Raw genomic sequence first — 24,991 nt, 5'->3', positions numbered from 1 at the left:
GGGGAAGGGTGCACGTGCAGAACGCCCATGAGGAGGACGAGGACCCCGGACCGGATCTGGACGAGGCCGTACGCACGCTGCTGCTGCTGATGCCTCGGACGGTCGCACGGGTCAAGCGCGTCAGGATCCCCGAGGACCTGCAGTCGCTCACCCTCGCCCCCCGCCACCTCTCCCTGCTCGCCCACCTCCTCTTCGACGGGCCGCTGAGCGTCAACGAGCTCGCCGCCCATCTGGAGGTCGCCCCCACCACCGTCAGCCTGATGGCGGGGGACCTGGCGAAGAAGGGCGTTCTGGAGCGGGTCGAGGACCCCGCCGACCGCAGGCGCAAGATCGTGTCCATCTCCGAGCGGTACCGGGCCGCCATCGACGGCTGGCTCGGACGCAGCGCGGACGCCTGGCGTGCGGCCCTGGCTCCGCTCGACGCGAGGGAGCGGCGGATGTTCATCGAGACCCTCGCCGCGTACGAGCGTGGCCTCACCGAACCCCTGGAATGACCGAAATCGGGCGAAAGCCCCCTTTGTGGCAGGATGCGGATCATGAGTTCGAGCACGGTGGCAATGACACGTCAGTGGACCACCTGGGGACCAGTGGTGGCGGCGCTGGCCCTGGGCGCGGCCTGGGGGCGTGACCTCCCCGGCTTCGTCGTGGGGCTCATCGCGCTCTGCCTCCTCGCGGCGGTCCTCGCGGCGGTCCACCACGCCGAGGTGATCGCCCACCGCGTCGGCGAACCCTTCGGCTCGCTCGTCCTCGCCGTGGCCGTCACCATCATCGAAGTCGGACTCATCGTCACCCTGATGGTCGGAGGGGGCGAGGGCACTTCGACCTACGCCCGCGACACCGTCTTCGCCGCCGTCATGATCACCTGCAACGGCATCGTCGGCATCTCCCTCCTCGTCGGCGCCCTCCGCAACCGCGTCGCCGTCTTCAACGCCGAGGGCTCCGGCGGCGCGCTCGCCATCGTCTGCACCCTCGCCACGATGACGCTGGTCCTGCCGACCTTCACCACCAGCCACCCCGGCCCCGAGTTCTCCGGCATCCAGCTCGTCTTCGCCGCCGTCGCCTCCCTCTTCCTGTACGGCGTGTTCGTCGGCGTCCAGACGATCCGGCACCGCGACTACTTCCTCCCCGTCCCGCGCCCCGGCCACGAGTCGGAGGACGAGCACGCCGCCCCGCCGAGCAGCCGCGAGGCCTGGACCAGCCTCGGCCTGCTCCTCCTCGCCCTCGTCGCCGTCGTCGGCAACGCCAAGCTCATCTCGCCCACCATCGAGGACGGCGTCGCGTCGGCCGGCCTGCCCAAGGCGGTCGTCGGCGTCGTCATCGCCCTGATGGTGCTGCTCCCCGAGACCCTCGCCGCCGTCCGCGCGGCCCGCCGGGACAGGATGCAGACCAGCCTCAACCTCGCCTACGGCTCCGCGATCGCCAGCATCGGCCTGACCGTCCCGGCGATCGCGCTCGCCTCCATCTGGCTCTCCGGGCCCCTGGTCCTCGGCCTGGGCCCCCTCCACCTGGTCCTGCTCGCCCTCACCGGTGTGGTGAGCGCCCTGACCGTGGTGCCCGGACGGGCCACGCTCCTCCAGGGCGGCGTCCACCTCTCCATCTTCGCCGCCTTCGTGTTCATGTCGTTCAGTCCCTGACGACCACCACCCGCAGCGCCGGCGAGCGCAGGATGTCCTTCTCGCAGAACCGGGAGGTCACCCAGCGTTCGCCGGCGTACAGCCGCGTCTGGTCGGCGTGGTGCGGCGACGCCGGGTTCGACGACTGAGAGTACGACAGCAGGGTCCGGGCCACCGGGCAGCGGCTCCCGTCCCAGCCGACCGCCTGCACGTGGCTGGTCCCGTGCGCGACCTCCGTGTAGCCGCCGCCCGCCGCGTTCCACACGGGCTCGATCTTGTTCCAGACGCCCAGCGCCTCGGTCCCCCCGCTCAGCGGGATCCGCTGCCCGTTCCGCACCGCGAACTGGTGCGCGCCGAGCGGCGCGTCCAGCGGGATCCTGGCCGCCCGCAGCTCCGCCACCGCGTCCGCGAGCGCCTTCGCGAAGCCCGGCGCGGCCGTGTTCACGGCGCGCGGGGTACGGACCGGGTCGGCTGCCGAGAACGGCACGAGCCACTGCTGCGCCGCCGGCACGGTCCCGGTGAACTTCCGCCAGAACCGGTCGAAGAGCAGCGCGCCCCGGCTGCCCGTGTCCACCGTCCGGTCCCAGGCCGCCAGCACCCGGCAGGCCTCCGGATCGTCCGGCAGCGCCGCCGGGCAGGCCCCCGCCACGTCGGCCGCCGCCAGGTCACCGACCGGGACCCGGTTCGCGAACTGCTGCCGCTGGAGGTCGGACACCGTGAGCCGGCCCCGCTCCGCCATCGCCGCCACGTCCTCGATCCCGCCCCGGGTGCGCGGCGAGCGCTGCGTCGCGACCGTCCCGAAGATCCGCTCGTAGCCGGTCAGCGGCCGGTCGGCGTTGGTCAGCCAGGCGCTGTCGTTGGAGTTCTCCGCGTACGGCGCGTCCCGCAGCACCGGCATCCGCGCCGGCCCGAAGACGCCGGGCTGCACCGCGTCCGGGTCGGAGCCGAGCGCGCAGTCGGACCGCGAGCCGTCCAGGACGGCGACGCCCGACGCCGGGTAGACGGCCCGGCCGAGCGGCGTGGAGCAGCGCTGCGCCAGTTCGTCGGTGATCCGGGGCAGCAGCTGGGCCTGGGCGAAGAAGGAGCGTCCGCCCGAGTCCGCCGCGACCGTGTTCACCCAGGGCAGCCCCTGCGTGCGCCTCAGCACGTCCGCGACGTCCCGGGTGGAGCGGGCCTTCCCGAAGCCGAGTGCGGTGTCGGAGGCGCGCAGGTTGGCCGCGTTGGGGTCGTTGAGCGCGTACGCCGTGGCCGCCGTCCAGGGCAGCGGGAGCTGCGCGCCGAGCCGGTCGACGACCGGCCCGTACCGGGTCCACCACTGGGTACGGGTGACGGGGGCGCCGCCGCCGACCGCCACCGTCACCGTGCGCGGCGTCATCCGCTCCGGCTTCCCGTCCACCAGGTAGGAGGTCGGGTCGCCCGGGACGAGGGCCAGCTGGTGCAGGTTGAGGGGCACTCCGGTGGCGACGGTGTGGCTCCAGGCGACCTTGTCGTTGAAGCCGATGTTGACGACGGTCGTGCCGAGGAGCGAGGCGCCCGAGACGTTCAGCTCGCCCGGGACGGTCTGCTGCGACTGCCAGAAGCGGCGGCCGCCCTGCCAGGGGTAGTGCGGGTTCCCCAGGAGCAGCCCGCGCCCGTCGGCCGTCACCGCCCCCGAGAAGGCCACGGCGTTGGAGCCCATGGCGGCGTCGGAGACGTCGAACAGCTTCCGGGCGGCCTCGGCGGTCCGGCCGGGGTCGGGAGCGCCGGAGGAGCCATCGGCCGGAGGGCCGGCGGGCGGCCGGGCGGCGGTGATGCCGTCGACCGCCCGCCCCTGGCCGCCGAGCACCGAGACGGCGAACCCGCGCCGGGCCACGTCGAGGGCGGTCACCGGACGGACCCACCCGGCCCGCGCGCAGGCCGGGTCCGTGATCCGGTTCTTCCGCAGCCAGGCGTTGTACCCGGCCGCCCAGCCGCGCATGAGCTCCCGGACGTCGCGGCTCGGACCGGCCGGCGCGGGGGTGCGCAGGAGCCGCTCGACGGTCCCGGCGTCCCTCACCCCGCGGAAGTACAGGTCGCTGGAGAGGTTCGTGGTCGCGGAGGAGAGCGAGCCGTCCGGGGCGGCGTCCGGACCGAAGTGCCGGGAGCGCTCGCCGGCCACGGTCACGAAGCCGTCCGCGAGCGTGCAGACCTGGTCGGCGGCCTGCGCCCAGCCCGTGCCGAAGCCGAGGTTCGCGTAGTCCTTCGCCACGATGTGCGGGATCCCGTACTCGGTGTACCGGACGACGGCCGACAGGCCCCGGTCCGACGGGCGGTGGTCCCGGCCCCCGGAACCGGGACCGGCGGCGGCGCTCGCGGGCATCGAGGCGGTGACGAGGGCCAGGGCCGCCCCGGCGAGCGCCAGGAGCCTCAGCCGGGTGCGGAGGTGCGGGCGGAGGTGCAAGGTGCCTCCCGGTGACGGTGGAGCACTGCGGATCGGACCATGCACCCAGCCGGGCGCCCCCTTGTCAACATCCCGGACGGCATCCGGGGCCGGACCATGTCCGCCGCGCCGCAGGGTACTTGACCGGCCGTACGGCACGCGCCGAGGATCGCGCCATGAGCCGACTCCCCAGCCGCACCGTCGACGGCGTCCTGCGCGCGAGCGCCCGGCGCGTCCCCGACCGGACCGCCCTGCGGTACGCCGACCGGAGCTGGACGTACGCGGAGCTGGACGCGGCGGTCTCCACCGCCGCCGCCGTCCTGCGGGAGGCCCACCACGGCATCGGGCTGCCGGAGTACGCCCGGGTCGCCACCTACGGCCACAACTCCGACGCCTACCTGATCGCGTTCCTGGCGTGCGCCCGGGCCGGCCTCGTCCACGTGCCGGTCAACCACCACCTGACCGGCGACGACCTCGCGTACGTCCTGGAGCAGTCGGACAGCTCGCTCGTCCTCGCCGACCCCGCCCTCGCGGACCGGATCCCGGCCGGCTTCCCCGTCAAGCCGCTGCGGGACGCGCCCGGTTCCCTGCTCGACGCGCTCGCCGAACCGGAGGCGTACGACACCGACCGCGACGCCCGCGACCTCGTCCAGCTGCTCTACACCTCGGGCACGACCGCCCTGCCCAAGGGCGCGATGATGACCCACCTCGCCCTGGCCCACGCGTACGTCAGCGCCGTCGAGGCCCTCGACCTGCACGAGGACGACCGGCCCGTGCACGCCCTGCCGCTCTACCACTCGGCGCAGACGCACGTCTTCCTGCTGCCCTACCTCGCCGTCGGCGCCGAGAACACCCTCGTCGACGGCCCCGACCCGGCCGTCCTGTTCGACCTGGTCGAGGCGGGCCGCGCCGACAGCCTGTTCGCCCCGCCGACGGTCTGGATCGGCCTCGCCGGCCACCCGGAGTTCGCCATCCGCGACCTCTCCGCGCTCCGCAAGGCCTACTACGGGGCCTCGATCATGCCCGTGCCCGTCCTGGAGGGCCTGCGCGCCCGGCTGCCGGAGCTGCGCTTCTACAACTGCTTCGGCCAGTCCGAGATCGGCCCGCTCGCCACCGTCCTCGGCCCCGACGAGCACGAGGGCCGGATGGACTCCTGCGGCCGCCCGGTCCGCCACGTCGAGGCCCGGGTCGTCGACGAGAAGGGCGACGACGTCCCCGACGGCACCCCCGGCGAGATCGTCTACCGCTCGCCGCAGCTCTGCGAGGGCTACTGGAACAAGCCCGAGGAGACCCGGGCGGCCTTCCGGAAGGGCTGGTTCCACTCGGGCGACCTCGCGGTCCGCGACGCCGAGGGCTACTACACGATCGTCGACCGGGTGAAGGACGTCATCAACTCCGGCGGCGTCCTGGTCGCCTCCCGCCAGGTCGAGGACGCCCTCTACACCCACCCCGGAGTCGCCGAGGCGGCTGTGATCGGCCTCCCCGACGCGCGCTGGATCGAGGCGGTCACCGCCGTGGTCGTCCCGCGCGGCGAGGTCACCGAGGCCGAACTCCTCGCCCACGCACGCGAGAAGCTCCCCCGTTTCAAGGCCCCCAAGCACGTCCACTTCGTGCCCGAACTGCCCCGCAACGCGAGCGGCAAGATCCTCAAGCGCGAACTGAGGGACCGCTTCGCGAAGGCCTGAGACGCCCTCCCGGCCGGGAGGCGCTCACGGGCTCAGGTCGGTCCTCGCCTCGCCCGTGCGGGCGTCGTAGGGATACGAGACGTGCTGGTGGACCATGGTCCACTCGCCGTCACGGCGCCGGAGCACCCGGGTGCCCCGGGACCAGGACTCCGAGGCCGTGCCGTCGGCCTCCCGGGCGGTCATGCGGTTGAGGCCCCAGACGACCGCGAGGTCGTCGCGGATCAGCACGCGCATGTCGGGGACCTCCCAGGTGACGGTCCCCGGCGCCGATTCCAGCCCCTGCCGGCACACCTCGCGCACCCGGTCGCGCCCCACGTACTGCAAGGGGGCGTCGTGCTCGTAGGACACGACGTCGTCCGCGATGTGCCTCATCAACCCCTCCAGGTCCTTCGCCGCGGTCCGCTCGAACCAGTGCTCGTGCACCGCGCGGACCCGGGCCTCGGCCTCCTCCTCCCGGGGGTCGGGGCCGCTCAGGTCGGGGAAGGAGTGGTGCTCGTGCGCGACCACCCAGCGGCCCGCCTCCTTGCGCAGGCCGAGGGTGAGCCGCAGCCGGAAGCCGGGGCGGGCCGCGAGCTCCTCCTCGGTGCCGCACCGCACGAGCGCGTGGGCGAAGGCGACGTCCTGCCCCGCGGTCACCTCCAGCTCCTCGACGTCGAAGACGGCCCCCTGGTCCTGCCACGCGAAGAACGGCGGCCAGACCTCCCGATAGGCGTCGATGCCCCGCACCCCCTCGTAGGGCGGCGGAACGTCGAACATCACGACGTCCTCGGCACGGTCCTCCACCACCGCGTCGATCCGCCCTTCGTGCACCGCCCGCGCCCACCGCACGATGAGCTCCCGAATCCGCTCGCCGTCGTTCCCCATGGTCCCTCGGTCCTTCCGCTCGGGGCACCGCGCTCCGGCGACGCGGTTCCGTGCGCGGTCCCGGGGTGCCGCCGGCCGGGACCACGGGACCGTCCCGGGCCCGTGCCGCCCGGCGCCGCGGGACGCGTCCTACAGAACGAGACCCGCGCGCCTCAGGAAACTCATCGGTCCGTCACCGTGGGCACGGCGTTCCGTGCGCCGCGTGAGCGAGGGCGGATCCGGCGACCGCGCCGAAGCGGCGGACCGGGGCCGGACGGGCCGTGCCGGGAGCCCCGCGGTTCCTCACTCCGGGCGGGCCCGCCCGGTGGAGTCGAGGACCGCGGCCAGGAAGCGGCGCACGGTCTCCAGTTCGTCCGGCTCGAACGCCTCCGCCGCCGCCACCACCTCGCCGATGACCGGACCGAAGAAGGCCCGTCCCAGCTCCACGGCCTTCCCCTCCACCCGGAGGAGGACGCGCCGCCGGTCCTCGGCGTCCCGCTCCCGCCCGACGAGCCCCAGCCGTTCGAGCCGGTCCACCAGGGCGGTGGTTCCGGCGGAGTTCAGCCGCAGCCGCTCGCCGAGCCACCCCGGCGTGGCCCGGGTGCCGTCCCGGGCCGCGTCTAGCAGGTGGATCAACGCCCGCACGTCGGTGGGGTGCAGCCCCTCGCGCGCGGCGAACTCGGCGCCGAGCAGGTCGAATTCGACGGTGACCGCCCGCAGCAGGTGCACCAGCCGCATCGCCGGACTTCCGTCGTCCATCCGTACTCCCCGTGCTCTCGAACCCTTGCGTAATATCTCGCTGAACGAGACTATCGCTTAGCGAGAGGAACGCGTATGCCCGCGTCCGCCTTCGACCTCGCCTACGACGAACTCCGCGCCCGCTGGCCCGAGTCCACCGAGGAACGGGACGTCGACACCCCGTACGGGCCGACCCGCGTCCACGTCCACGGCCCGGGGGACGGCCCCCCGCTGGTGCTGCTCCCCGGCGGCTCCGCCACCGGACTGGTCTGGTTCGCCAACGCGCCGGCCCTCGGCGCGCGGTACCGGGTCCACGCGGTCGACCTCCTCGGCGACGCGGGCCGGACCGAACGCCGGGGCAGGCCCCTGAGGAACGCCGACGACCTGACGGCCTGGCTGGACGCGCTCCTGGACGGACTCGCCCTCACCCGCACGCACCTGTGCGGCCACTCGTACGGCGCCTGGCTGGCCACCCGGTACGCCCTGCACGCGCCGGAGCGGGTCGACCGCCTCGCCCTCGTCGACCCCACCCAGGTCTTCGCCGGATTCCGCCCCGGCTACCTGCTGCGCGCCCTGCCCCTCCTGATCCGCCCGAGCGAGGCCCGCGCCCGTGCCTTCCTGGCCCGGGAGACGGCGGGCACCCGCCCGGACGAGGCCTGGCAGCGCCTCTACGCCCTCGCCGCCACCGCCCCCGGTCGCAAGCTCGTCACCGGCGGCCGGCCCCGGGCCGCCGACCTGCGCGCACCGCTCCTGGTCCTGCTCGCGGAGCGCAGCCGCGCCCACCGCGCCGCCGAGGTCGCGGAGCGGGTCCGGCGCACGCTTCCCGAAGCCGAGGTGGTCCTGCTCCCGGGCGCCACCCACCACTCCCTGCCGCTCGCCGGACCGGAGCGGCTCGACGCCCGGCTGCTCGCCTTCCTGGGCTGACGGCCCCGGCCGCCGTTCTCCCCGGACGGGCCCCCTACGCGGACTCCCGCAGGTCCACGATCCGCCGGATCTTCCCCACCGAGCGCTCCAGCGTCTCGGGGTCGACCACCTCGACCCCGACCGAGACGCCGATCCCGTCCTTGACCGCCGCCGCGATCGTCCGGGCCGCCTCCGCCCGCTCCCCGGACGTCGCGTCCGGCCGGGCCTCGACCCGTACGGTCAGGGCGTCGAGCCTGTCCTCCCGGGTCAGGCGCAGCTGGAAGTGCGGGGCCACGGCCGGGGTGCGCAGGACGATCTCCTCGATCTGGGTGGGGAAGAGGTTCACCCCGCGCAGGATGATCATGTCGTCGCTGCGCCCGGTGACCTTCTCCATCCGCCGGAAGACCCGCGCGGTCCCCGGCAGCAGCCGGGTCAGGTCCCGGGTCCGGTAGCGGACCACCGGCATGGCCTCCTTGGTGAGCGAGGTGAAGACCAGCTCCCCCTCCTCCCCGTCCGGCAGCACCTCGCCCGTGAACGGGTCCACCACCTCCGGATAGAAGTGGTCCTCCCGGATGTGCAGGCCGTCCTTGGTCTCCACGCACTCCTGCGCCACGCCCGGCCCCATGACCTCCGACAGGCCGTATATGTCGACCGCGTCGATCGCGAACCGCTCCTCGATCTCCTTGCGCATCTCCTCCGTCCACGGCTCGGCCCCGAAGACGCCCACCTTCAAGGAGGTCGACCGCGGGTCCACGCCCTGCCGCTCGAACTCGTCGAGGAGGGTCAGCATGTACGAGGGGGTCACCATGATCACCTCGGGCCGGAAGTCCTGGATCAGCCGCACCTGCCGGGCCGTCATGCCGCCCGAGGCGGGGATCACCGTGCAGCCCAGGCGCTCCGCCCCGTAGTGGGCGCCGAGTCCGCCCGTGAACAGGCCGTAGCCGTACGCCACGTGGACCTTGTGCCCGGGACGCACCCCGGCGGCGCGCAGGGAGCGGGCCACCACGTCCGCCCAGACGTCCAGGTCGCCCTCGGTGTAGCCGACGACGGTGGGCCGGCCGGTGGTGCCGCTGGAGGCGTGGATCCGCCGGATCCGGTCCTGGTCCACGGCGAACATCCCGAAGGGGTAGTGGTCGCGCAGGTCCGACTTGGCGGTGAAGGGGAAGCGGGCCAGGTCCGCGAGCGTGCGGCAGTCGTCCGGGGCGACCCCGGCCGCGTCGAAGGAACGGTGGTAGAAGTCCACGTTCTCGTACGCGTGCCGCAGGGTCGCGCGCAGCCGCTCCAGCTGGAGCGCCGCCAGCTCCTCCCGCCCGAGCCGCTCGCCGCCGTCCAGCAGTTCTTCCGTCATGCGCCGCTCCTCCACGCGCTCCCACACACTCTCCGTGCAACCTACCGATCATTCGGTAGATCCGCTCGGGTCAGTAAAACCGGAGGTACGGGGGGCTTGGCAAGGGGTCGGACACGAGGAGCCGGGAGGCGGGGGCGCCGATCACCCGGAGGGGCCACACGTCCCGCGCCGCCCCGCCCGCCGAAACCCGTTGCCCGGCCCCGGCCCGGGTGCTGGAGTAACCGCCATGGAACCCCGGCACCCGCACGCACCGCACGCACCGCACGCACCGCACGCACCGCACGAGCCCCGCGACCCGCACGAACTGCGCGACCTGTACGACCGCCAGATGCGCCGCGAGGCCCGCCCCGAAGGCCCCGGCAGCCGCGTCGAGCGCGTCGGGCACGTCGTCCGCGCCACCGGCCCCGCGCACGCCTGGAACGGCGTCCTCTGGTCGGGACTCGACGCCCACGACACGGCGGGCGCCGACGCCGCCGTCGCCGCGCAGATCGACCACTACCGGGCCGCCGGCCTGCCCTTCGAATGGAAGCTGTACGGGCACGACGCCCCCGCCGACCTCGGCGAACGCCTCCGCGCCGCGGGCTTCACCGCCGGGGAGCCCGAGACCCTGATGGCCGCCGAGGCCGCCGCCCTGCCCCGGGACGTCCCGCTGCCCGAGGGCGTCGAACTCCGCGCCGTCACCGACGAGACGGGCGTACGCCAGGTGGTCGAGGTCCACGCCCGCGCCTTCGGCACCGACAGCGCCGCCATCGGCCGCCGCCTCCTGGACCAACTCGCGGCCGACCCCGGCGCCGTCGCCGCCGTCGTCGCCCTCGTCGACGGCGAACCCGTCAGCGCGGCCCGCCTCGAACTCCACCCCGGCACCGACTTCGCGGGACTCTGGGGAGGCGGCACCGTCGAGGGCTGGCGCGGCCGCGGCCTCTACCGCGCCCTCGTCTCCCACCGCGCCCGCATCGCCGCCGACCGGGGCCACCGCTACGTCCAGGTCGACGCGGCGCCCACGAGCCGCCCGATCCTCCGCCGCCTCGGCTTCCTGGAACTGGCCACCACGACCCCGTACGCGTACGAGGTCTGAAACCGGCCCCTCAGGCCGCCCAGTGCGCGGGGCGCTCGAAGCCCTCCGGGAGCCGGGTGGCGGCGTTCCCCCGGGCCGCGTTCAGCTGGGGCTGCGTGAGGAAGAGGGCGTCCGTCAGGTCCGCGCCCGACAGCTCGGCGTCCCGCAGGTCGGCGCCGATCAGATCGGCGAGCGACAGGTCCGCCCCCGTCAGGTCGGCGGCGATGAGCAGCGCCCCGCGCAGGTCCGCGCCCCGCAGCCTCGCCCCGCGCAGCCGCTTGCCGATCAGGTCCGCCCCGCGCCGGCCCTTCGGCCGTCCGCCCGCCGTGGCGCGGACCAGCTCGCTCGTCCGGAGCAGCAGCGGGTTCACCTCGGCCCGCACCGCGTTCACGTCCAGCTCCTCCAGCGCGTCCGGCGTTCCCGCCGCGAGCGCCTCCACGCGGGCGAGCGCCGCCCGCACCTCGGCGCGGACGGGACGGGCGGCGGGCCGCGCCAGGGCCTCGGTGAGGTACCGCAGCAGCTCGTGGAGCCCGCGCACCACCGGGAACACCTCGTACATCCGCCGCGCCGTCTCCGGCGCCTCGCGCCACGACACGCCCCCGAAGGTCACCTGGGAGACCCGCTGGCCCGCGCCGAAGCAGTCGTACACCGTGCAGCCCTGGAAACCGCTCGGCCGCAGCCGCGTGTGGATGCCGCAGCGGAAGTCCTCCCGCAGATTGCGGCAGGGCTCGCCGGAGGACTTGTCCACGGCGAAGTCCGCCGACCTGGCGAAGGGCAGGGCCACACAGCACAGGCCGAAACAGCTGGCGCAGTCGCCGCGCAGGGCGGATTCCCGGGTGTCGGGCACGGTGAGACGATTCCTCGAAAGGTCGGGGGAAGGTGCCGGGGGAGCGGCCCGTCCACCGTATCGCGCGCCCGGCCCCGCGCTCTCGGCGAAATCCGTTGCCAAGATCACTACGGCCCGGTGAGGATCGGCCCATGCCGACGTTCACGACGTATGACGGGACCGAACTCGCCTACCGGACACGGGGAGCGGGCGAGCCGCTGGTGTGCCTGGCGGGCGGCCCGATGCGCGACGCCGCCTACCTCGGGGACCTCGGCGGGCTCACCGCCCACCGCACGCTCGTCCTCCTCGACGCCCGCGGCACCGGAGCGAGCGCCGAGCCCGCCGACCCCGGCGCGTACCGCTGCGACCGGCAGGTCGGCGACGTCGAGGCGCTCCGCGCCCACCTAGGCCTGGACCGGATCGACCTCCTCGGCCACTCGGCCGGCGGCAACCTCGCGACCCTCTACGCCGCCGCCCACCCCGGACGGATCCACTCCCTCGTCCTCGTCACCTCCGCCGCCCGCGCGCTCGGCGTCACCAGCACCGACGAGGAGTGGGACGCGGCCGCCGAGGTCTTCGCGGACCGGCCCTGGTACCCGGAGGCCAGGGCCGCGCTCGACGCGACCGGCCCCGACACCCCGCTGTCCCGCGTGTGCGAGATCGCCGCGCCCTTCTCCTACGGCCGCTGGGACGAGGCGGCCCGGGAACACGCGGCCGCCTCCCACCGACAGACCCACTGGGAGGCCGCCGGCGCCTACCACGGCGAGGGCGCCTACGACCCGGCCGCGACCCGCCGCGCCCTCGCCGCCCTCACCGCCCCGGTCCTGGTCCTGGCGGGCGAGCACGACCCCGGACCGACCCCCGCGAAGGCCGCCGAGGCGGCCGCCCTCTTCCCGTCCGCCGAGCTCGCCGTCCAGCCGGGCGCCGGACACCACCCCTGGGTGGACGACCCGGACGCCTTCGCCCGCACGGTCGCCGCCTTCCTCGACCCCGCCGTCCGCACGGTCACCGTGGACGGCGTCCGCCTCGCCCACCGGGTCACGGGACCGGAGGACGCCCCGCCCGTCGTCCTGGTCCACGGACGCGGCGAGAACGGCACCACCTGGGCCGAGGTGGCCGCCGACCTCGCCGCCGACCACCGGGTGTACGCGCTCGACCTGCGCGGCCACGGGCTCAGCGACCGGCGGCCCGGCGGCTACGGCTTCGACGCCTTCCGCGACGAGCTCGGCGGCTTCCTCAAGGCCCTCGGCCTCACCGGCGCCACCGTCGTCGCCCACTCCATGGGAGCCGCCGCCGCGTACCTCCTCGCCCGGGACGAACCCGGACTCGTCGGCCGCCTCGTCCTGGAGGAGCCCCCGGTCTTCTTCCCGCTCAACCCGCCGCGCCCCGCCGCCGAGCGCCCCGAGGGCCCCCTCGGCTTCGACTGGGAGATCGTCCCGGCCACCGACGCCCAGCTGAACGCCCCCGACCCCGACTGGCGCGACCGGTTCGCGTCGATCACCGCCCCCACCCTCGTCCTGGCCGGCGGCCCGACCAGCCACGTCCCCCAGGACCGGCTGTCCTGGCTGGCCGACCGGATCCCCGGCGCCCGCCTCGCCACCCTGGACGCCGGACACCTCGTCCACACGGACCGCCCCCCCGAATTCCTGTCACTGATAAGGGAGTTCGGCCTCTAAGGCGGCGGACCCTCACCCTCCGTGACGCTCCTGCGCGGCCATCACCTCGTCGCCGTGCTCAAAGGCCCACGCCCCGAACGCGTCGATCGGACCGAGCAGGGTCCGCCCCAGAGGGGTGAGTCCGTACGTGACCCGGGCCGCCGTCCCCGCACGGACGCGCCGCTCCACCAGGCCGTTGAACTCCAGCCGCCGCAGCGTCTCGGTGAGGACCTTGGAACTGATGCCGCCGACGCGCCCGCGCAGTTCGACGTGACGGCTCGGACCGTCGCGCAGGGCCCAGAGCACCACCGAGTTCCAGGTGTTGGCGAGCAGGTCGAAGGCCAGGCGGGCCCGGCAGTCGGCGAGGTATCCGTCGGAAGTCACGTACCAGATGGTGCCCGACCGGCTCCCTAGTGTCGTTCCCGAAGTGCCGGAAGACGAGAAAGACCGGAAGACGAGAAAGACCGGAAGGACGGGAACGATGAGGATCGGTGTGCTCGGAACGGGCGACATGGCGGACGCCCTCGCCACCCACTGGGTACGGGCGGGTCACGAGGTGCTCGTCGGCGGCCGCGACGGGCTGCGGGCGGAACGGCTCGCCACCCGGCTGGGCGGCGGGACGCGGCACGGGAGCCTGGCGGAGGCGGCCGGTTTCGGGGCCGTCGTCCTCGCCGCGCTGCCGTACGGAGCGGGGGCGCGGGTCGTCGCGGACGTACGGTCCTCCCTGGCCGGACGGGTCCTGCTGGACTGCTCCAACCCGGTGGGCCCCGGCTTCCGGCTGCTCACGGACGGCGGCCCCTCCGCCGCCCGCCGACTGGCCGACGCGGCGCCCGGGGCGCGGGTCGTCAAGGCCTTCAACCTCTGCCACGAGGACGTCTGGCGGATGACCCCGCCCGTCTTCGACGGCCGGCCCCTCGCCGTCCCGGTCTGCGGGGACGACGAGGAGGCGCTCGCGCTCACCGCGGACCTGGTCCGGGACACGGGCTGCACCCCCCTCGCCGCCGGCGGCCTCGACCGCGCCGCCCTCCTGGAGGCCACCGCCGCCCTCTTCATCGGCCTGTGGGTCGGCGAGGGCGCGGACGCCCAGGCGATCGCCCCGCCCCTGGCGTTCGCGGCCGGCCCGGCGCACGCGTGAGTAGATCCGCCTACCCTGGCGCCCATGAACGCGGAACGTGATCTGACCCGGCTCCTCGCCGGCCTGCGACCGGAACTCGACCCCGGCCGGTACGTCTTCACCACGGTGGACGGCCCCGCCCCGGCCGGGGTCGCCCCGGTGGTCACCGTCACCGAGGCCGAAGGCCTCACCCTCGTCGTACGGCAGGAGGAGGCGGACGCGGCCTCCCTCGCGTACGACTACGTGGCGGGCCGGATCACGCTGCGGGTGCACTCCGCGCTCGACGCCGTCGGGCTCACGGCCGCCGTCGCGGGCGAACTCGCCGCCGCCGGCATGAGCTGCAACGTGGTGGCCGGCTTCCACCACGACCACCTCTTCGTCGAACACGCCCGCGCCGAGGAGGCGTTGGCCGTCCTGAACCGGCTCGCGGAGCGGTCCGGCGGCCGGACCGGGTGACACGCGCACGGCCCGTCGGTCCGGGGCCCGGGCCCCGGCCGCGCGTGCCGCCCGGAGCCGTGAACGCACCGGGGAGCCGGTCACCCGTACGGCGCACCCGAAGCGACCGTCCGTACGCCCAGGGTCACCACGGGCCCCCGCCGGAAGGCCTCCGGAGCACGGATGACCAGCCGGGCCGCCCCCGCGCGGGCAGGGCCCCGGTGTGGAGGCGCCCGGCGCGTCGCGTCCCCCCGCGGGGCACGTACCATGGCCGTATGTCCTTCCTCCGCCGCCGCAGCGCCGCCACACCCGCGGGTCCGGACTTCGACGTCCTGGCCATGGACCCGGGGGACTGGCCCGGCAACCTCGGCGCCGGCCTGCTGCCCGCGCCCGACGGTTCCTGTCAGGGAGTGTTCCTCCGGTACGACCTGTTCGGCGGCCGCGGGCCCGCGATGATCATCGGCAACCTGCCGGAGGGCTCCCCGGCCCGTGAGCTCGCGGACGGCCAGATCCCCTTCGAGGTGGCGCAGCTCCTCGCCGCCCTGGAGAACGACGAGCCGGTCGAGGTGCTCGACACCGAGGACGTCCCCGTGATGCAGGGCGACAACCTCCTCATCGTCCGCCGCCTCAAGCTCTCCGAGAGCCGCATCTCCTGCGTCCAGTTCGACCGCAGCGACAACGTCCTCGTGACGATCGCCAGTTGGGACCGGCCGATCACCGACGACCTGTACGCGCTGCTCAAGCCGCTGCCCGCCGAGCTGTTCCAGCAGGGCTGACGGGGGAGCGGGGGCCGCATGAGCGCGCGCGTCGACAGCTGGATCTGGGCGGTCCGCCTGACCAAGACCCGCTCCCAGGCCGCGGCGGCCTGCCGGGCCGGGCACGTCAAGGTCAACGGCGAGCGGGTCAAGCCCGCCCAGCCCGTGAAGCCCGGCGACGAGGTCCGGGTCTTCCACGGCGGCCGGGAGCGGATCGTCGAGGTCAAGGTGCTGCACACCAAGCGGATCGGCCCGCCGGTCGCCGCCGAGGCGTACGTGGACAACAGCCCGCCCCCGCCGCCGCGCGAGCACGTCGCGGTCGCCGCCGTCCGCGACCGGGGCGCCGGCCGCCCCACCAAGCGCGAGCGCCGGGAGATCGACGAGCTGCGCGGCCGCCGCCCCTGAGACTCGCAGGCGCCCCCGGGGCTCTCCCCGGGGGCGCCTGCGAGTCTCAGCGCGGCGCGGACCCGAGCAGGTCCACCACCCGCGCCGCCGAGGTGCCGAGCCCCTTCGGGCCGTGCCGCAGCAGCGGGGTCCCCGCGCCCGAGCGCACGTCCTCGGCCCGGTAACGCCGCACGTTCCGGTGCCAGTTGAGGATTCCGGCGAGCCAGTCCTCCAGCTCCCGCAGATACGCCCCGAAGGCCGCCCTGCCCTCCTCGTCGAGCCCGAAGTCCTCGTACAGCAGCGGCACCTCGTGCTTCTTCACGTGCTCGTACTGGCGCAGCCGGCCCCGCATCAGGTCACCGACCATCGCGACCGCCGTCGGATAGTCGCAGTCGAAGAACGTCTGGAGCACGAGCACGCCGTTGTGCACCTCGCCCTCGACCTCGATCTCCTTCTGGTACGAGAAGAGGTCGTTGAGGAGCGTCGCGTAGTCCATGACCGACCGCTCCAGGGCGCGCACCGTGCCCGTGCGGTAGAGCGCGGGCGGCAGCGCGTCGGCGTGCCGCAGCCGACACAGCAGGGTGGTCAGCTCCGAGCCGAAGGTGGAGCGGCGCATCTCGATGTAGTCGACCGGGTCGGGCACCCGGTGCTGCGCCTGGTTGTGCAGCTCCCACAGCCAGGCGTCCAGCATGGCGTCGAGCGCGTGCCGCAGCTGCCCGCGCCCCTCCGGCGACATCGGGCCCGCCGTCCGCGCCCAGAGGTCGGCGAGCGAGCGCTCCATCGGGTTCACGGCGAGCGCCGCCCCCAGGGACGGATCCTCCAGCGGCAGGCAGGACTTGAACCGCTCGTTCTGCTCCCGCGCCCCGGCGAGGTCGCGTACCCGGCCGAAGACCAGCGGATAGTAGTCGTCCCCGTACGTCCCCCAGGTCAGCCACTCGGCGCTGAGCTCCAGCTCCTCCGGCGTGGCATCCGGGTCGAGCCCCGCCGCGCACAGCGCCAGGTCGAAGCCCTCCAGCATCGGCCGGTCCCAGATGTCGTCCAGGAGCCCCATCCGCTCGGCCCAGTCCTCCGAGCGCCGCTTCGCCTCCGCGTGGTGCGGGCTGAGCGCCAGCGGGTACGGCAGGTCGAACTCGGGCAACAGCGAGGGCCCCACGTACTGGTGCGGCACGTGGGTGAGCGCCCGCAGCCGCGAGGCCGCGGGCCGCCCGAAGAGGTTCCGGACGTCCAGGGCCGAGGTGCCGATGATCCCGTCCAGGTGCGAGGAGCCGCCGACCATGCCCTCGTTCATGTACCGGCTGGAGCGCATGTGCCACTCGTGACCGCCGGACTGCCAGTCCTGGAGCCCCTTCGCGTACGCCGCGACGGCCGCGCACTCCTGCGGCGTGAGCCCCTTCTCGGCGGCGAGCGGCGGCACCTCGGTCAGGGCCGTGTTCTCGAACTGGTGCAGGCGCGAGGTCAGCAGGTCGTTGACGGCGTTCGCCGCCTCCTGCGTCGTGCAGCCGAGGAACCGCTCCAGGACGAGCACGCCGTTGCTGTTCTCGCCCTCCTCCTCCACCTCCCGCTGGTACGAGAAGAGGTCGTTGCGCAGGTGCACCGCGTCCGAGAAGGTGTCCCGCAGCACGCACAGCGGCCGGGAGCGCGCCACCCGGTCCGGGACCTCCGCCCCCGCCGCGTACTCGACGAGCCCCGCCGACCAGGGCGCCCCGCCCACCTTGCGGCGCATCTCGATGTACTCGACGGGGTTGGCGACGCGCCCCTCGTTGATGTTGTCGAGCTCCCAGAGCGACTCGTACAACAGGTGCTCCGTGGCCTCCGAGAACCGCTTCCGCCAGCCCTCGGACATCGCGGGGACGGTCCGCCGCCAGAGGTCCGCGAGGCCCGCCTCGACCGGGTTGGTCGGCTCGGGCACGTCCGCCGGGTCCGCCGGCATGAACAGCGGCAGCCGGTCCAGATAGGCCTTGCTCCCGGCCCGGTCCTGGGTGCGCTTGAAGACCTCCAGGAAGTGGTCGTCGAAGAAGAAGACCCAGGTGTACCAGTCGGTGACGAGGTTCAGGGCCTCCTCGCCGCAGTCGGGGTGCGTATAGGCGCAGAGCAGCGCGTAGTCGTGGGAGTCGAGGTCGTGCTGCTCCCAGACCCCCGAGCCCTCCAGCATCCCCCGCTCCCGCGCCCAGTCACGCGTGTGCGTGCGGGCGGCCTCCACGTGGGGGTTGAGACGCGCCGGATACGGGACGTAGAAATCCGGCATGACGAAGGGCTGTGGCATGTGCTGGTGGGCCTTCCGGTGTACGAGGGGCGTCCGACCGGCCCAGCCTTACCCCTCGCCCGTACGGCGCACACGATCTCCCGAATAGTCGTATGAACGCCGACGAGGTGGTGCCGGACCGTACGTCCGGCACCACCCCGCACCTTTCGGCCGCCCTCCCGCTAGATCCGGGAAACCCGCACGTCGGAGGCCTTCACGAAGGCCACCCGATGGCCGAACTGGATCTCGTAGTACTCCTCCTGACCCCGGACGACCGTGTGCCTGGACGTGTCGAACGTCGGTGCGAAGAAGTACTCGCCCGGGGTGCGGTCGCCCACCACGTACCGCTGCCCGGCGAGCAACCTGTACGGCAGCGGCGACACCGCCTGCACCGGCACGCCCGCCGGATAGGCCGAGGCCTCCGGATAGGCCCGCCCGTACACCGGCACCTCCGCCAGACCCTCGCGCGGCGTCAGGACGAGCCCCCGCCCGTTCACCGCCGTCGGCTGCCTGCGCGGGTTGTGGAACCAGGCCTTCTGCCCGAGGTACCAGACCGCCGTCCAGTCGCCCCGGCGCTCCGCCACCGCGAAGCTCTGCCCCGTCGAGGCCCGCGCGCCCGTGTCGTTGACGCCGGTGGTGGAGTCCTCCCCGCCCGGCCGCAGCCCGACGTCCTTCACCAGGGGCGCGTCACCGCTCGGCGCGGTGTGCAGGCGCACCGCCCCGCTGCCGTGCGGCGCGCACGCCGTCCCGGCCGTCTCGCACCCCGTGTAGACCGGCTTGTGGGCGTCGTAGTCCGGCCGGATCGTCACCACGCCCGCGTGCGGACCGGCGCTCGCGACGATCGGGCGGCCGAGCAGCCGGAAGTAGTGCGCCCAGTCCCAGTACGGACCCGGGTCCGTGTGCATCCCCCGGATCGAGGACGTCACCGTGCCCGGCACGGTGTCGTGCCCCAGGACGTGCTGCCGGTCCAGCGGGATGTCGTACCGGGCGGCGAGGTACCGCACCAGGCGCGCCGACGACCGGTACATCGCCTCCGTGTACCAGGAGTCCGGCGCGGTCAGGAAGCCCTCGTGCTCCAGGCCCACCGACTTGGCGTTCACGAACCAGTTGCCCGCGTGCCAGCCGACGTCCTTCAGCGGCAGGTGCTGCGCGACGTGCCCGTCGGAGGAGCGCAGCGAGTACTGCCACGACACGTACTCCGGGTCCCGCACCAGGTCCAGGGTGACGTCCCACGTGGCCTCGGTGTCGTGGATCACGATGTAGTCGATCGACTGGGAGGCGGGCCTGTTCGCCTTGTCGTGGTTTCCGTAGTCGCCGTCCCCGAACTCCTCGTACGGCGCGGGGATCCACTCGCAGGCCACCGTCCGGGGACACTCCACGGGACCGGCGGCCGGCGCCCGCAGACCGAGCGCCGCCACCTGCCCCGTGACGGGCGCGACCGACGGGTCGGCCCGGAGCGTCACCACCTGCCCGCTGTCCGTCGTCCGCGTCTCCCCGGCCCGGATCACGTCGAACACGTCGTTCGCGTACGCGGCCGCCGTCGCCGAGTCGTCCGCGCCGGAGTACCGCGCCACCGCCCCGTACCAGGCGGCCGGGTCCGCGCTCGCGGGCAGCCCGGCCTCCCGCTGCGCGGCGGCGAGCAGGGCCGCGCCGCCCTCGATGTTGGCGCCCGTCCGGGTCCGCAGCTCCTCGGCCGGGATCCCGGACAGCGCGGACGCCCGCTCCAGGGTCCGCAGCCGCTCCGGCAGCCGCCCGGCGGACGGCACCGCTGCCGGCGCCTCCGTGCGCGCCGGGCGCGAGGAGTCGCCGCGCGGGTCCTCCTCGCCGTCCGAGTGGTGCGGGGCGGCCCGCGTCAGGGCCGTCACCGCGTCCGTCAGGTGCATCGGCCCGTATCCGCCGGTCACGCTCGGCGCACCGCGATGGCCGTCCCACCGCGACTGGAGGTACGAGACGGCGAGCAGCACGCTCTCCGGCACGCCGTGGCGCGCGGCCGCCCGGGCGAACTGCCCCTGGAGGGACCCAGCCTCGGGCGCGTCGGCACCGGCCGGCGGCGCGGCGGACAGCAGGGGGAACAGCAGGGCGGCGGACGCCAGGGCGCCCACCGCCCTCGGCGTACGTCTGCGGGACCCGGAACGGAGCAAGGCGGCCTCCAAGGCGTGGGGGTGACACGGGGGGCGTGCGGGGCCGAACCCGTACAGGGGTATCGGCTCCCGAACGATCCGTCAATCACACCTACACCGGGGGAAGTTCCCACGTCAGAGCGGGAATGGAGGCCGGATGGCGGAGTTTCGCGACGACGGGCCCCGGGCCTGGGACGCGTCACTGGAGTGGACCACTGGAGGGGCGCCCGCGGGGGAGGACGCGCCCGGAAAAGCCGGTGCGCCGCGTCCCGGTGTGTCGGCACCGGGCGCACGGCGCACCACCCCCGTGGTCGGCAGGACCCGCCTCTCAGCGCGTCCCGACCGCCGCGCGCACGGCCCGCCGTGCCATGGCGCAGTCGTCGTGCAGCCGCCTGAGCAGCAGCCGCTGTTCCTCACCGGGCGCGAGCGCCCCCGAGGGCACCGGCACGGAACCGGCCGGCGGGGCCTCCTTCATGGTGCGCTGCACCGCCGTCTCGTAGGTGCGGATCTCCCGCGTCAGCACGATCATCAGGTTCACCAGGAAGGCGTCCCGGGAGGCCGGGCCCGCCTGCTGGGCGAGCTGACTGATCTGGCGCCGCGCCAGCGGCGCGTCGCCCAGCACCGCCCACAGGGTCGCCAGGTCGTAGCCGGGCAGGTACCAGCCCGCGTGCTCCCAGTCCACGAGGACCGGTCCCGCCGGGGAGAGCAGGATGTTGGAGAGCAGCGCGTCACCGTGGCAGAACTGGCCCATCCCCTGGCGGCCGCCCGCGTGCGCCAGACCGTGCATCAGCTTCTGCAGGTCGTCCCGGTCCCGGTCGGTGAAGAGCCCGAGCTCGTGGTAGCGGGCGATCCGGGAGCCGTAGTCCAGCGGTGCGTCGAAGGTCCCGGCCGGCGGCCGCCAGGCGTTGAGCCGGGCGATCGCGCCGAGCGCGGCCCGCACGTCGGCGCGCGGCGGGGCCTCGACGGGGTGGCGCGAGAGCGCCGCCGCCCGTCCCGGCATCCGCTCGATCACCAGCGTGCAGTTCTCCGGGTCCGCCGCGATCAGCCGGGGCGCCCGCACCGGCGGACGGTGCCGGACGAAGGCGCGGTACGAAGCTATTTCGTGCCGGAACCGCTCGACCCAGGCCGGGGAGTGGTCCAGTAAACACTTCGCGACCGCCGTGGCCCGCCCGGTCGTCCCGACGATCAGTACGGAACGACCGCTGCGCCGCAGGACCTGCACCGGCTTGAACTCCGGGCAGATGCGGTGGACCGAGGCGATCGCCATCTTCAGCTGCGCGCCCTGGGGGCCGGACAGATCGATTCTTCCGCTGACCGGCTGGGTGCCCGTGCCGCCCGCCCAGCGCCTCGGCCGGACGGCCTGGGGAGCGGGGGCGAGGTACGGGCCGGTGCCGGCGGGGACGATGCGGTGCTGCGGCCGGGGCGGGGCGGACACGGAGGACGATGCTGTGTACATGGAGGTGACAGATCCCTTCGTGCGCCGACGAGTTGCGTGCGTCGCCCCGCCCGCCCCCGGTCCGCACCCTGGGGAATGAGGGCCGGTCGACGGGGCGGGGTGGCGCGTTCCTACCTGACACCCGTGCGCGGGTGGCGGAACATCGGGCGCACCCTGGCGAACCCTGGCGAATAGTCGCCAGCCCCATGACAGGGGGTTACTGTCAACTCAGCCGAGAACCTGGGGGCTTAGACGTGACCGGAGAAACCAACACCCGTCTCGCGGACCTGTTCGGCCTGGCCGGCTGGTCCAAGGGCGAACTCGCGAGGCTCGTCAACCGGCAGGCGGCGGCCATGGGCCACCCCCAGCTGGCGACCGACACCTCGCGGGTGCGGCGGTGGATCGACCGGGGCGAGACCCCGCGCGACCCCGTCCCCCGGGTGCTGGCAGCACTGTTCACCGAGCGACTCGGCCGTGTCGTGACCATCGAGGACCTCGGGTTCGTACGACACGGGCGTGTGGGGAAACGGCAGGACGTCGGCACGACGGAGAACCCTGACCAACTGCCCTGGGCACCCGATCGTACGGCGGCGGTCCTCACCGAATTCACGGGAATGGACCTCATGCTCAACCGACGCGGCCTGGTGGGCGCGGGTGCCGCGCTTGCCGCCGGCTCCGTACTCAGCAACGCCATGCACGACTGGCTGCAGACCGACCCCGCCCGCCCGGGCGCCGCTCCGCGTGCCACCGATCCCCTCCACGCCGACCCCGCCGGGTTCGACCGCTACGAGGCCGCCCCCATCGGGTCGGAGGAGATCGACGCCCTGGAGCGTTCCGTGGAGGTGTTCCGCGCCTGGGACGCCTCCCGGGGCGGCGGTCTCCAGCGCAAGGCCGTGGTGGGCCAGCTCAACGAGGTGGGCGGGATGCTCGCCTACCGCCACCCCGACCACCTCCAGCGGCGCCTGTGGGGCGTCGCCGCCAACCTGGCCGTCCTCGCGGGCTGGATGTCCCACGACGTCGGCCTCGAACCCACGGCGCAGAGGTACTTCGTCATCGCCGCCCACGCGGCCCGCGAGAGCGGCGACCGGCCCCGGGCCGGCGAGGCGCTCTCCCGCGCCGCCCGCCAGATGGTGCACCTGGGCCGTCCGGACGACGCCCTCGACCTGATGAAGCTCGCCAAGACGGGCTCGGGCGAGCGGCTGCTGCCCCGCACCCGTGCCATGTTCCACACCATCGAGGCCTGGGCGCAGGCGTCGATGGGCCGGGGACAGGCGATGCGCCGCACCCTCGGCGAGGCCGAGGAGCTGTTCGTGTCGGACCGGGGCGAAGAGAAGACGCCGAGCTGGATGCAGAACTTCGACGAGGCCGACATGCACGGCATGGAGGCCCTCGCCTACCGCACCCTCGCCGACCACGACCCGACCGCCGCGATCCCCGCGCAGCGGCACGCCAAGCTCGCCCTCGACCTGCGGAGCAAGGGGCACGAGCGGTCGAAGCTCTTCGACCACATCTCCCTCGCCTCGGCCTGCTTCATCGCCGACGACCCGGAGCAGGCCGACCGGTACGCCCGGCTCGCCCTCATCTCCATGGGGGACACCTCGTCCCACCGGACCTGGGACCGGCTGCGGGAGATGTACCGGCTCACCGGCCAGTACGCCGACCACGCCAGGACCGACGTCCTGCGCGAGGAGATCCAGCTGGCCCTGACCCGGTCGCCCGTGAACCGTCCGAGGCCGGGACAGGCCTGATCCCCGGCCCCTGGAGGGGCCGGGGACCGGGACCGCCGTTCACGGGTCGGGCTCAGTGGCCGACCCGGACCACCATCACGCAGGCGTCGTCCTCGCGCGACTCCTCGCCGAACTCCTCGACCACCACCCGCACGCCCTCCCGCGCGTCCCGCGCCCCGGCGAGCCGGGGGCCGAGGGCGAGCAGCCGCCGTGTGCCCGTGTCGTCGTCCGTGCCGCCGTCGCGGGTCAGCCCGTCGGTGTGCAGGACGAGCAGGTCGCCCGGGAGCAGCCGGGTCTCGGCCTCGTCGTACGCGGCGCCGGTCGTCGCCCCGAGGAGGACGCCCTCGGGCCGGCGGAGGGCGCGTCCCGTCCCGTCGCGGAAGAGCAGCGGGGCGGGGTGGCCGGCCTGCGCCCAGGTCAGGGTCTGGGCGACGGGGTCGTACCGGCAGCACATCGCACTGCCGAGCGCGGGCTGGACGGAGGTCTCCAGGAGCTGGTTGAGATGGCCCATCAGGGCGGCGGGGCGGATCCCGGCGACGGCCATGCCGCGCAGCGCGCCGAGGAGCATCGCCATGGAGGAGGTCGCGGCGACCCCGTGTCCTGTCAGGTCGCCGACGGTCAGCAGGGCGTCCCCGTCCGGCAGCGCGAGCGCGTCGTACCAGTCGCCGCCGATCAGCCCGGTGCTGACGGCCGGGAGGTAGTGCGCGGCCACGTCGAGCGGGGCCGGTCCGTCGTGGGCGAAGTGCAGCGAGCCGCGCCACGGCGGCAGGACCGCCTCCTGGAGCTCGACGGCGACCCGGCGCTCGGTGCGCTCGATGTCCCGGCTGCGCTCCAGTCCGGCCCGGCTCTCCCTGACCGCCCGCTCGCTGCGCCGCAGTTCGCTGACGTCGCGCAGGACGGCCCACATGGAGGCGGTGCAGCCGTCGGAGTCGAGGACGGGCTCGCCCGTCATGTGGACGGTGCGCACCCGGCCGTCGGTCCGTACGATCCGGAACTCGCCGTCGATGGGCTTCCCGTCGATCAGGCAGTCCGTCACCATCCCCTGGAGGAGGGGCTGGTCCTCGGCGAAGACCAGCGTGGGCATCTCGTCGAGCGACAGCGGGCCGCTCTCCCGGGTGCGGCCGAAGATCTGGTACAGCTCCTCGGACCAGCTGACCTCGTCGGTGAGCAGGTTCCACTCGGCGCTGCCGACCCGGGAGAGCAGCGCGCCGGTGCGGGCCGGGGCGGCCGTGCCGTACGCGGTGCCGGGCTCGGGGTCGGCCGCGAACCCCGGACCGTGGCCGGTCTCCTCCCCGGGCGGGACCTCCACCGGGACACCGGCCCGCAGCTGGCCCAACTGAGCGCCCAAGTCGTCGAGTTGGTGCACGGCGAGGTCGCACAGGGCGCGCTGCCAGCGCTGCTGGGGGTCGTCTTCGTCCGCCACGGCGTCCCGACGGACGGCGTCGACCTCGCCGCGCAGGCGGCGGGTCTGCGAGATCAGCGCGTCCACCGCGCCCGGCTCCGGCGGCTGGGCGGGGCGGTCCGCGAACAGAGGGGACGGCATGGCGTACTCCGATACAGGCGCGGCGCGGCCGAGTGTGAAGAGGCGGCCCGCATACGACTGTTGCACAGCCCGGGACGGCTCGTAAGAGGTTTGGCAACACTCGATCCGGTGGTGCTCCTGGCATATGTCAAAGGCTCGGCGGCTATCGGCCACGAAGGGGCGCTCCGTGGCGG

Annotated in this window: 20 protein-coding genes and 2 pseudogenes; 11 read left to right on the top strand and 11 right to left on the bottom strand. The window is 74.3% G+C overall.

The features are described 5' to 3' along the window. Nucleotides 1-89 precede the first annotated feature (89 nt). Nucleotides 90-494, top strand: coding sequence for a MarR family winged helix-turn-helix transcriptional regulator (locus ACIQD7_RS08210; protein ID WP_121829671.1), 405 nt, complete (start codon nt 90-92; stop codon nt 492-494). A 42-nt stretch (nt 495-536) separates the two neighbouring features. Next, complete coding sequence (locus ACIQD7_RS08205; RefSeq protein ID WP_402440600.1) at nt 537-1,634, top strand: calcium:proton antiporter; 1,098 nt, start codon at nt 537-539, stop codon at nt 1,632-1,634. Here the strand turns inward: ACIQD7_RS08205 and ACIQD7_RS08200 are convergent. Continuing rightward, nucleotides 1,624-3,951, bottom strand: a complete 2,328-nt coding sequence (locus ACIQD7_RS08200) for a penicillin acylase family protein (RefSeq protein WP_402441376.1) — start codon at nt 3,949-3,951, stop codon at nt 1,624-1,626. The genes ACIQD7_RS08205 and ACIQD7_RS08200 overlap by 11 nt on opposite strands. Nucleotides 3,952-4,187: 236 nt before the next feature. On the opposite strand from ACIQD7_RS08200, the gene ACIQD7_RS08195 reads away from it, so the two are divergent. Then, nucleotides 4,188-5,696 (top strand): fatty acyl-CoA synthetase, encoded by a 1,509-nt coding sequence (locus ACIQD7_RS08195; RefSeq protein ID WP_402440598.1) that lies wholly within the window; start codon nt 4,188-4,190, stop codon nt 5,694-5,696. 24 nt (nt 5,697-5,720) lie between these two features. Here ACIQD7_RS08195 and ACIQD7_RS08190 read toward each other — a convergent pair. The 3 genes and pseudogenes from ACIQD7_RS08190 to ACIQD7_RS08180 form a co-directional block, all read right to left on the bottom strand. Beyond that, nucleotides 5,721-6,128, bottom strand: a pseudogene (locus ACIQD7_RS08190) (YybH family protein); the annotation flags it as partial. Between the two features lie 24 nt (nt 6,129-6,152). Continuing rightward, nucleotides 6,153-6,560: pseudogene (locus tag ACIQD7_RS08185) on the bottom strand (nuclear transport factor 2 family protein); the annotation flags it as partial. 282 nt (nt 6,561-6,842) lie between these two features. Beyond that, nucleotides 6,843-7,298 (bottom strand): MarR family transcriptional regulator, encoded by a 456-nt coding sequence (locus ACIQD7_RS08180; RefSeq protein ID WP_402440596.1) that lies wholly within the window; start codon nt 7,296-7,298, stop codon nt 6,843-6,845. Between the two features lie 75 nt (nt 7,299-7,373). Here ACIQD7_RS08180 and ACIQD7_RS08175 point away from each other — a divergent pair, with 75 nt between their 5' ends. After that, nucleotides 7,374-8,201, top strand: a complete 828-nt coding sequence (locus ACIQD7_RS08175; protein WP_402440594.1) for an alpha/beta fold hydrolase — start codon at nt 7,374-7,376, stop codon at nt 8,199-8,201. A gap of 34 nt (nt 8,202-8,235) precedes the next feature. Here ACIQD7_RS08175 and paaK read toward each other — a convergent pair whose 3' ends face one another. Then, the gene (gene paaK, locus ACIQD7_RS08170) at nt 8,236-9,528 is read right to left on the bottom strand and encodes a phenylacetate--CoA ligase PaaK (RefSeq protein ID WP_402440592.1); all 1,293 of its coding nucleotides are present in this window, start codon (nt 9,526-9,528) and stop codon (nt 8,236-8,238) included. 328 nt (nt 9,529-9,856) lie between these two features. On the opposite strand from paaK, the gene ACIQD7_RS08165 reads away from it, so the two are divergent. After that, nucleotides 9,857-10,603, top strand: coding sequence for a GNAT family N-acetyltransferase (locus ACIQD7_RS08165; RefSeq protein WP_402441375.1), 747 nt, complete (start codon nt 9,857-9,859; stop codon nt 10,601-10,603). Between the two features lie 10 nt (nt 10,604-10,613). Here the strand turns inward: ACIQD7_RS08165 and ACIQD7_RS08160 are convergent, their stop codons facing one another. Next, nucleotides 10,614-11,429: a pentapeptide repeat-containing protein gene (locus ACIQD7_RS08160; RefSeq protein WP_402440590.1), complete on the bottom strand. Its 816-nt coding sequence runs from the start codon at nt 11,427-11,429 to the stop codon at nt 10,614-10,616. Nucleotides 11,430-11,560: 131 nt separating this feature from the next. On the opposite strand from ACIQD7_RS08160, the gene ACIQD7_RS08155 reads away from it, so the two are divergent. Next, nucleotides 11,561-13,084 (top strand): alpha/beta fold hydrolase, encoded by a 1,524-nt coding sequence (locus ACIQD7_RS08155; protein WP_402440588.1) that lies wholly within the window; start codon nt 11,561-11,563, stop codon nt 13,082-13,084. Nucleotides 13,085-13,096: 12 nt separating this feature from the next. Here the strand turns inward: ACIQD7_RS08155 and ACIQD7_RS08150 are convergent, their stop codons facing one another. After that, nucleotides 13,097-13,447: a winged helix-turn-helix transcriptional regulator gene (locus tag ACIQD7_RS08150; protein WP_391054287.1), complete on the bottom strand. Its 351-nt coding sequence runs from the start codon at nt 13,445-13,447 to the stop codon at nt 13,097-13,099. Between the two features lie 97 nt (nt 13,448-13,544). Here ACIQD7_RS08150 and ACIQD7_RS08145 point away from each other — a divergent pair, with 97 nt between their 5' ends. From ACIQD7_RS08145 to ACIQD7_RS08130, 4 genes are all read left to right on the top strand, one after another. Continuing rightward, nucleotides 13,545-14,198, top strand: a complete 654-nt coding sequence (locus ACIQD7_RS08145) for an NADPH-dependent F420 reductase (RefSeq protein ID WP_402440586.1) — start codon at nt 13,545-13,547, stop codon at nt 14,196-14,198. Nucleotides 14,199-14,222: 24 nt separating this feature from the next. Beyond that, nucleotides 14,223-14,633 carry an ACT domain-containing protein gene (locus ACIQD7_RS08140; protein WP_121829651.1) on the top strand — a complete coding sequence of 137 codons (411 nt, stop codon included), beginning with the start codon at nt 14,223-14,225 and terminating at the stop codon, nt 14,631-14,633. 254 nt (nt 14,634-14,887) lie between these two features. After that, entirely contained in the window at nt 14,888-15,388 is a 501-nt protein-coding gene (locus tag ACIQD7_RS08135; protein ID WP_024757478.1) for a hypothetical protein, read from the top strand. Nucleotides 15,389-15,406: 18 nt separating this feature from the next. Further along, nucleotides 15,407-15,772 (top strand): RNA-binding S4 domain-containing protein, encoded by a 366-nt coding sequence (locus ACIQD7_RS08130; protein WP_030208147.1) that lies wholly within the window; start codon nt 15,407-15,409, stop codon nt 15,770-15,772. A gap of 46 nt (nt 15,773-15,818) precedes the next feature. On the opposite strand, the gene ACIQD7_RS08125 is transcribed toward ACIQD7_RS08130, so the two are convergent. The 3 genes from ACIQD7_RS08125 to ACIQD7_RS08115 all read right to left on the bottom strand — a co-directional run bounded on the left by ACIQD7_RS08125 (nt 15,819) and on the right by ACIQD7_RS08115 (nt 21,569). Further along, nucleotides 15,819-18,014, bottom strand: coding sequence for a germacradienol/geosmin synthase (locus ACIQD7_RS08125; protein WP_402440583.1), 2,196 nt, complete (start codon nt 18,012-18,014; stop codon nt 15,819-15,821). A gap of 161 nt (nt 18,015-18,175) precedes the next feature. Then, a complete protein-coding gene (locus ACIQD7_RS08120) occupies nt 18,176-20,095 on the bottom strand; it encodes an N-acetylmuramoyl-L-alanine amidase (protein WP_402440581.1) in 1,920 nt (639 codons plus the stop codon). 346 nt (nt 20,096-20,441) lie between these two features. After that, nucleotides 20,442-21,569, bottom strand: a complete 1,128-nt coding sequence (locus ACIQD7_RS08115) for an aminoglycoside phosphotransferase family protein (RefSeq protein WP_161374408.1) — start codon at nt 21,567-21,569, stop codon at nt 20,442-20,444. A 233-nt stretch (nt 21,570-21,802) separates the two neighbouring features. On the opposite strand from ACIQD7_RS08115, the gene ACIQD7_RS08110 reads away from it, so the two are divergent. Continuing rightward, nucleotides 21,803-23,296 carry a hypothetical protein gene (locus tag ACIQD7_RS08110; RefSeq protein ID WP_383408987.1) on the top strand — a complete coding sequence of 498 codons (1,494 nt, stop codon included), beginning with the start codon at nt 21,803-21,805 and terminating at the stop codon, nt 23,294-23,296. A 52-nt stretch (nt 23,297-23,348) separates the two neighbouring features. Here ACIQD7_RS08110 and ACIQD7_RS08105 read toward each other — a convergent pair whose 3' ends face one another. Next, nucleotides 23,349-24,818 carry a PP2C family protein-serine/threonine phosphatase gene (locus ACIQD7_RS08105; protein ID WP_402440578.1) on the bottom strand — a complete coding sequence of 490 codons (1,470 nt, stop codon included), beginning with the start codon at nt 24,816-24,818 and terminating at the stop codon, nt 23,349-23,351. Between the last annotated feature and the right edge of the window lie 173 nt (nt 24,819-24,991).

Source organism: Streptomyces sp. NPDC093071, from assembly GCF_044754545.1.
In the GTDB taxonomy this organism is placed as follows: domain Bacteria; phylum Actinomycetota; class Actinomycetes; order Streptomycetales; family Streptomycetaceae; genus Streptomyces.
Note: the sequence above shows the minus strand (reverse complement) of the source record. Positions and strands in the feature narration are given on the sequence as shown.

Coding starts and splice junctions, on each gene's coding strand:
- ACIQD7_RS08140 (WP_121829651.1), top strand. CDS start 14,223: ATGAACGCGGAACGTGATCTGACCCGGCTCCTCGCCGGCCTGCGACCG.
- ACIQD7_RS08130 (WP_030208147.1), top strand. CDS start 15,407: ATGAGCGCGCGCGTCGACAGCTGGATCTGGGCGGTCCGCCTGACCAAG.
- ACIQD7_RS08210 (WP_121829671.1), top strand. CDS start 90: ATGCCTCGGACGGTCGCACGGGTCAAGCGCGTCAGGATCCCCGAGGAC.
- ACIQD7_RS08165 (WP_402441375.1), top strand. CDS start 9,857: ATGCGCCGCGAGGCCCGCCCCGAAGGCCCCGGCAGCCGCGTCGAGCGC.
- ACIQD7_RS08155 (WP_402440588.1), top strand. CDS start 11,561: ATGCCGACGTTCACGACGTATGACGGGACCGAACTCGCCTACCGGACA.
- ACIQD7_RS08175 (WP_402440594.1), top strand. CDS start 7,374: ATGCCCGCGTCCGCCTTCGACCTCGCCTACGACGAACTCCGCGCCCGC.
- ACIQD7_RS08205 (WP_402440600.1), top strand. CDS start 537: ATGAGTTCGAGCACGGTGGCAATGACACGTCAGTGGACCACCTGGGGA.
- ACIQD7_RS08180 (WP_402440596.1), bottom strand. CDS start 7,298: ATGGACGACGGAAGTCCGGCGATGCGGCTGGTGCACCTGCTGCGGGCG.
- ACIQD7_RS08125 (WP_402440583.1), bottom strand. CDS start 18,014: ATGCCACAGCCCTTCGTCATGCCGGATTTCTACGTCCCGTATCCGGCG.
- ACIQD7_RS08200 (WP_402441376.1), bottom strand. CDS start 3,951: ATGCCCGCGAGCGCCGCCGCCGGTCCCGGTTCCGGGGGCCGGGACCAC.
- ACIQD7_RS08105 (WP_402440578.1), bottom strand. CDS start 24,818: ATGCCGTCCCCTCTGTTCGCGGACCGCCCCGCCCAGCCGCCGGAGCCG.
- ACIQD7_RS08135 (WP_024757478.1), top strand. CDS start 14,888: ATGTCCTTCCTCCGCCGCCGCAGCGCCGCCACACCCGCGGGTCCGGAC.
- ACIQD7_RS08195 (WP_402440598.1), top strand. CDS start 4,188: ATGAGCCGACTCCCCAGCCGCACCGTCGACGGCGTCCTGCGCGCGAGC.
- paaK (WP_402440592.1), bottom strand. CDS start 9,528: ATGACGGAAGAACTGCTGGACGGCGGCGAGCGGCTCGGGCGGGAGGAG.
- ACIQD7_RS08115 (WP_161374408.1), bottom strand. CDS start 21,569: ATGTACACAGCATCGTCCTCCGTGTCCGCCCCGCCCCGGCCGCAGCAC.
- ACIQD7_RS08145 (WP_402440586.1), top strand. CDS start 13,545: ATGAGGATCGGTGTGCTCGGAACGGGCGACATGGCGGACGCCCTCGCC.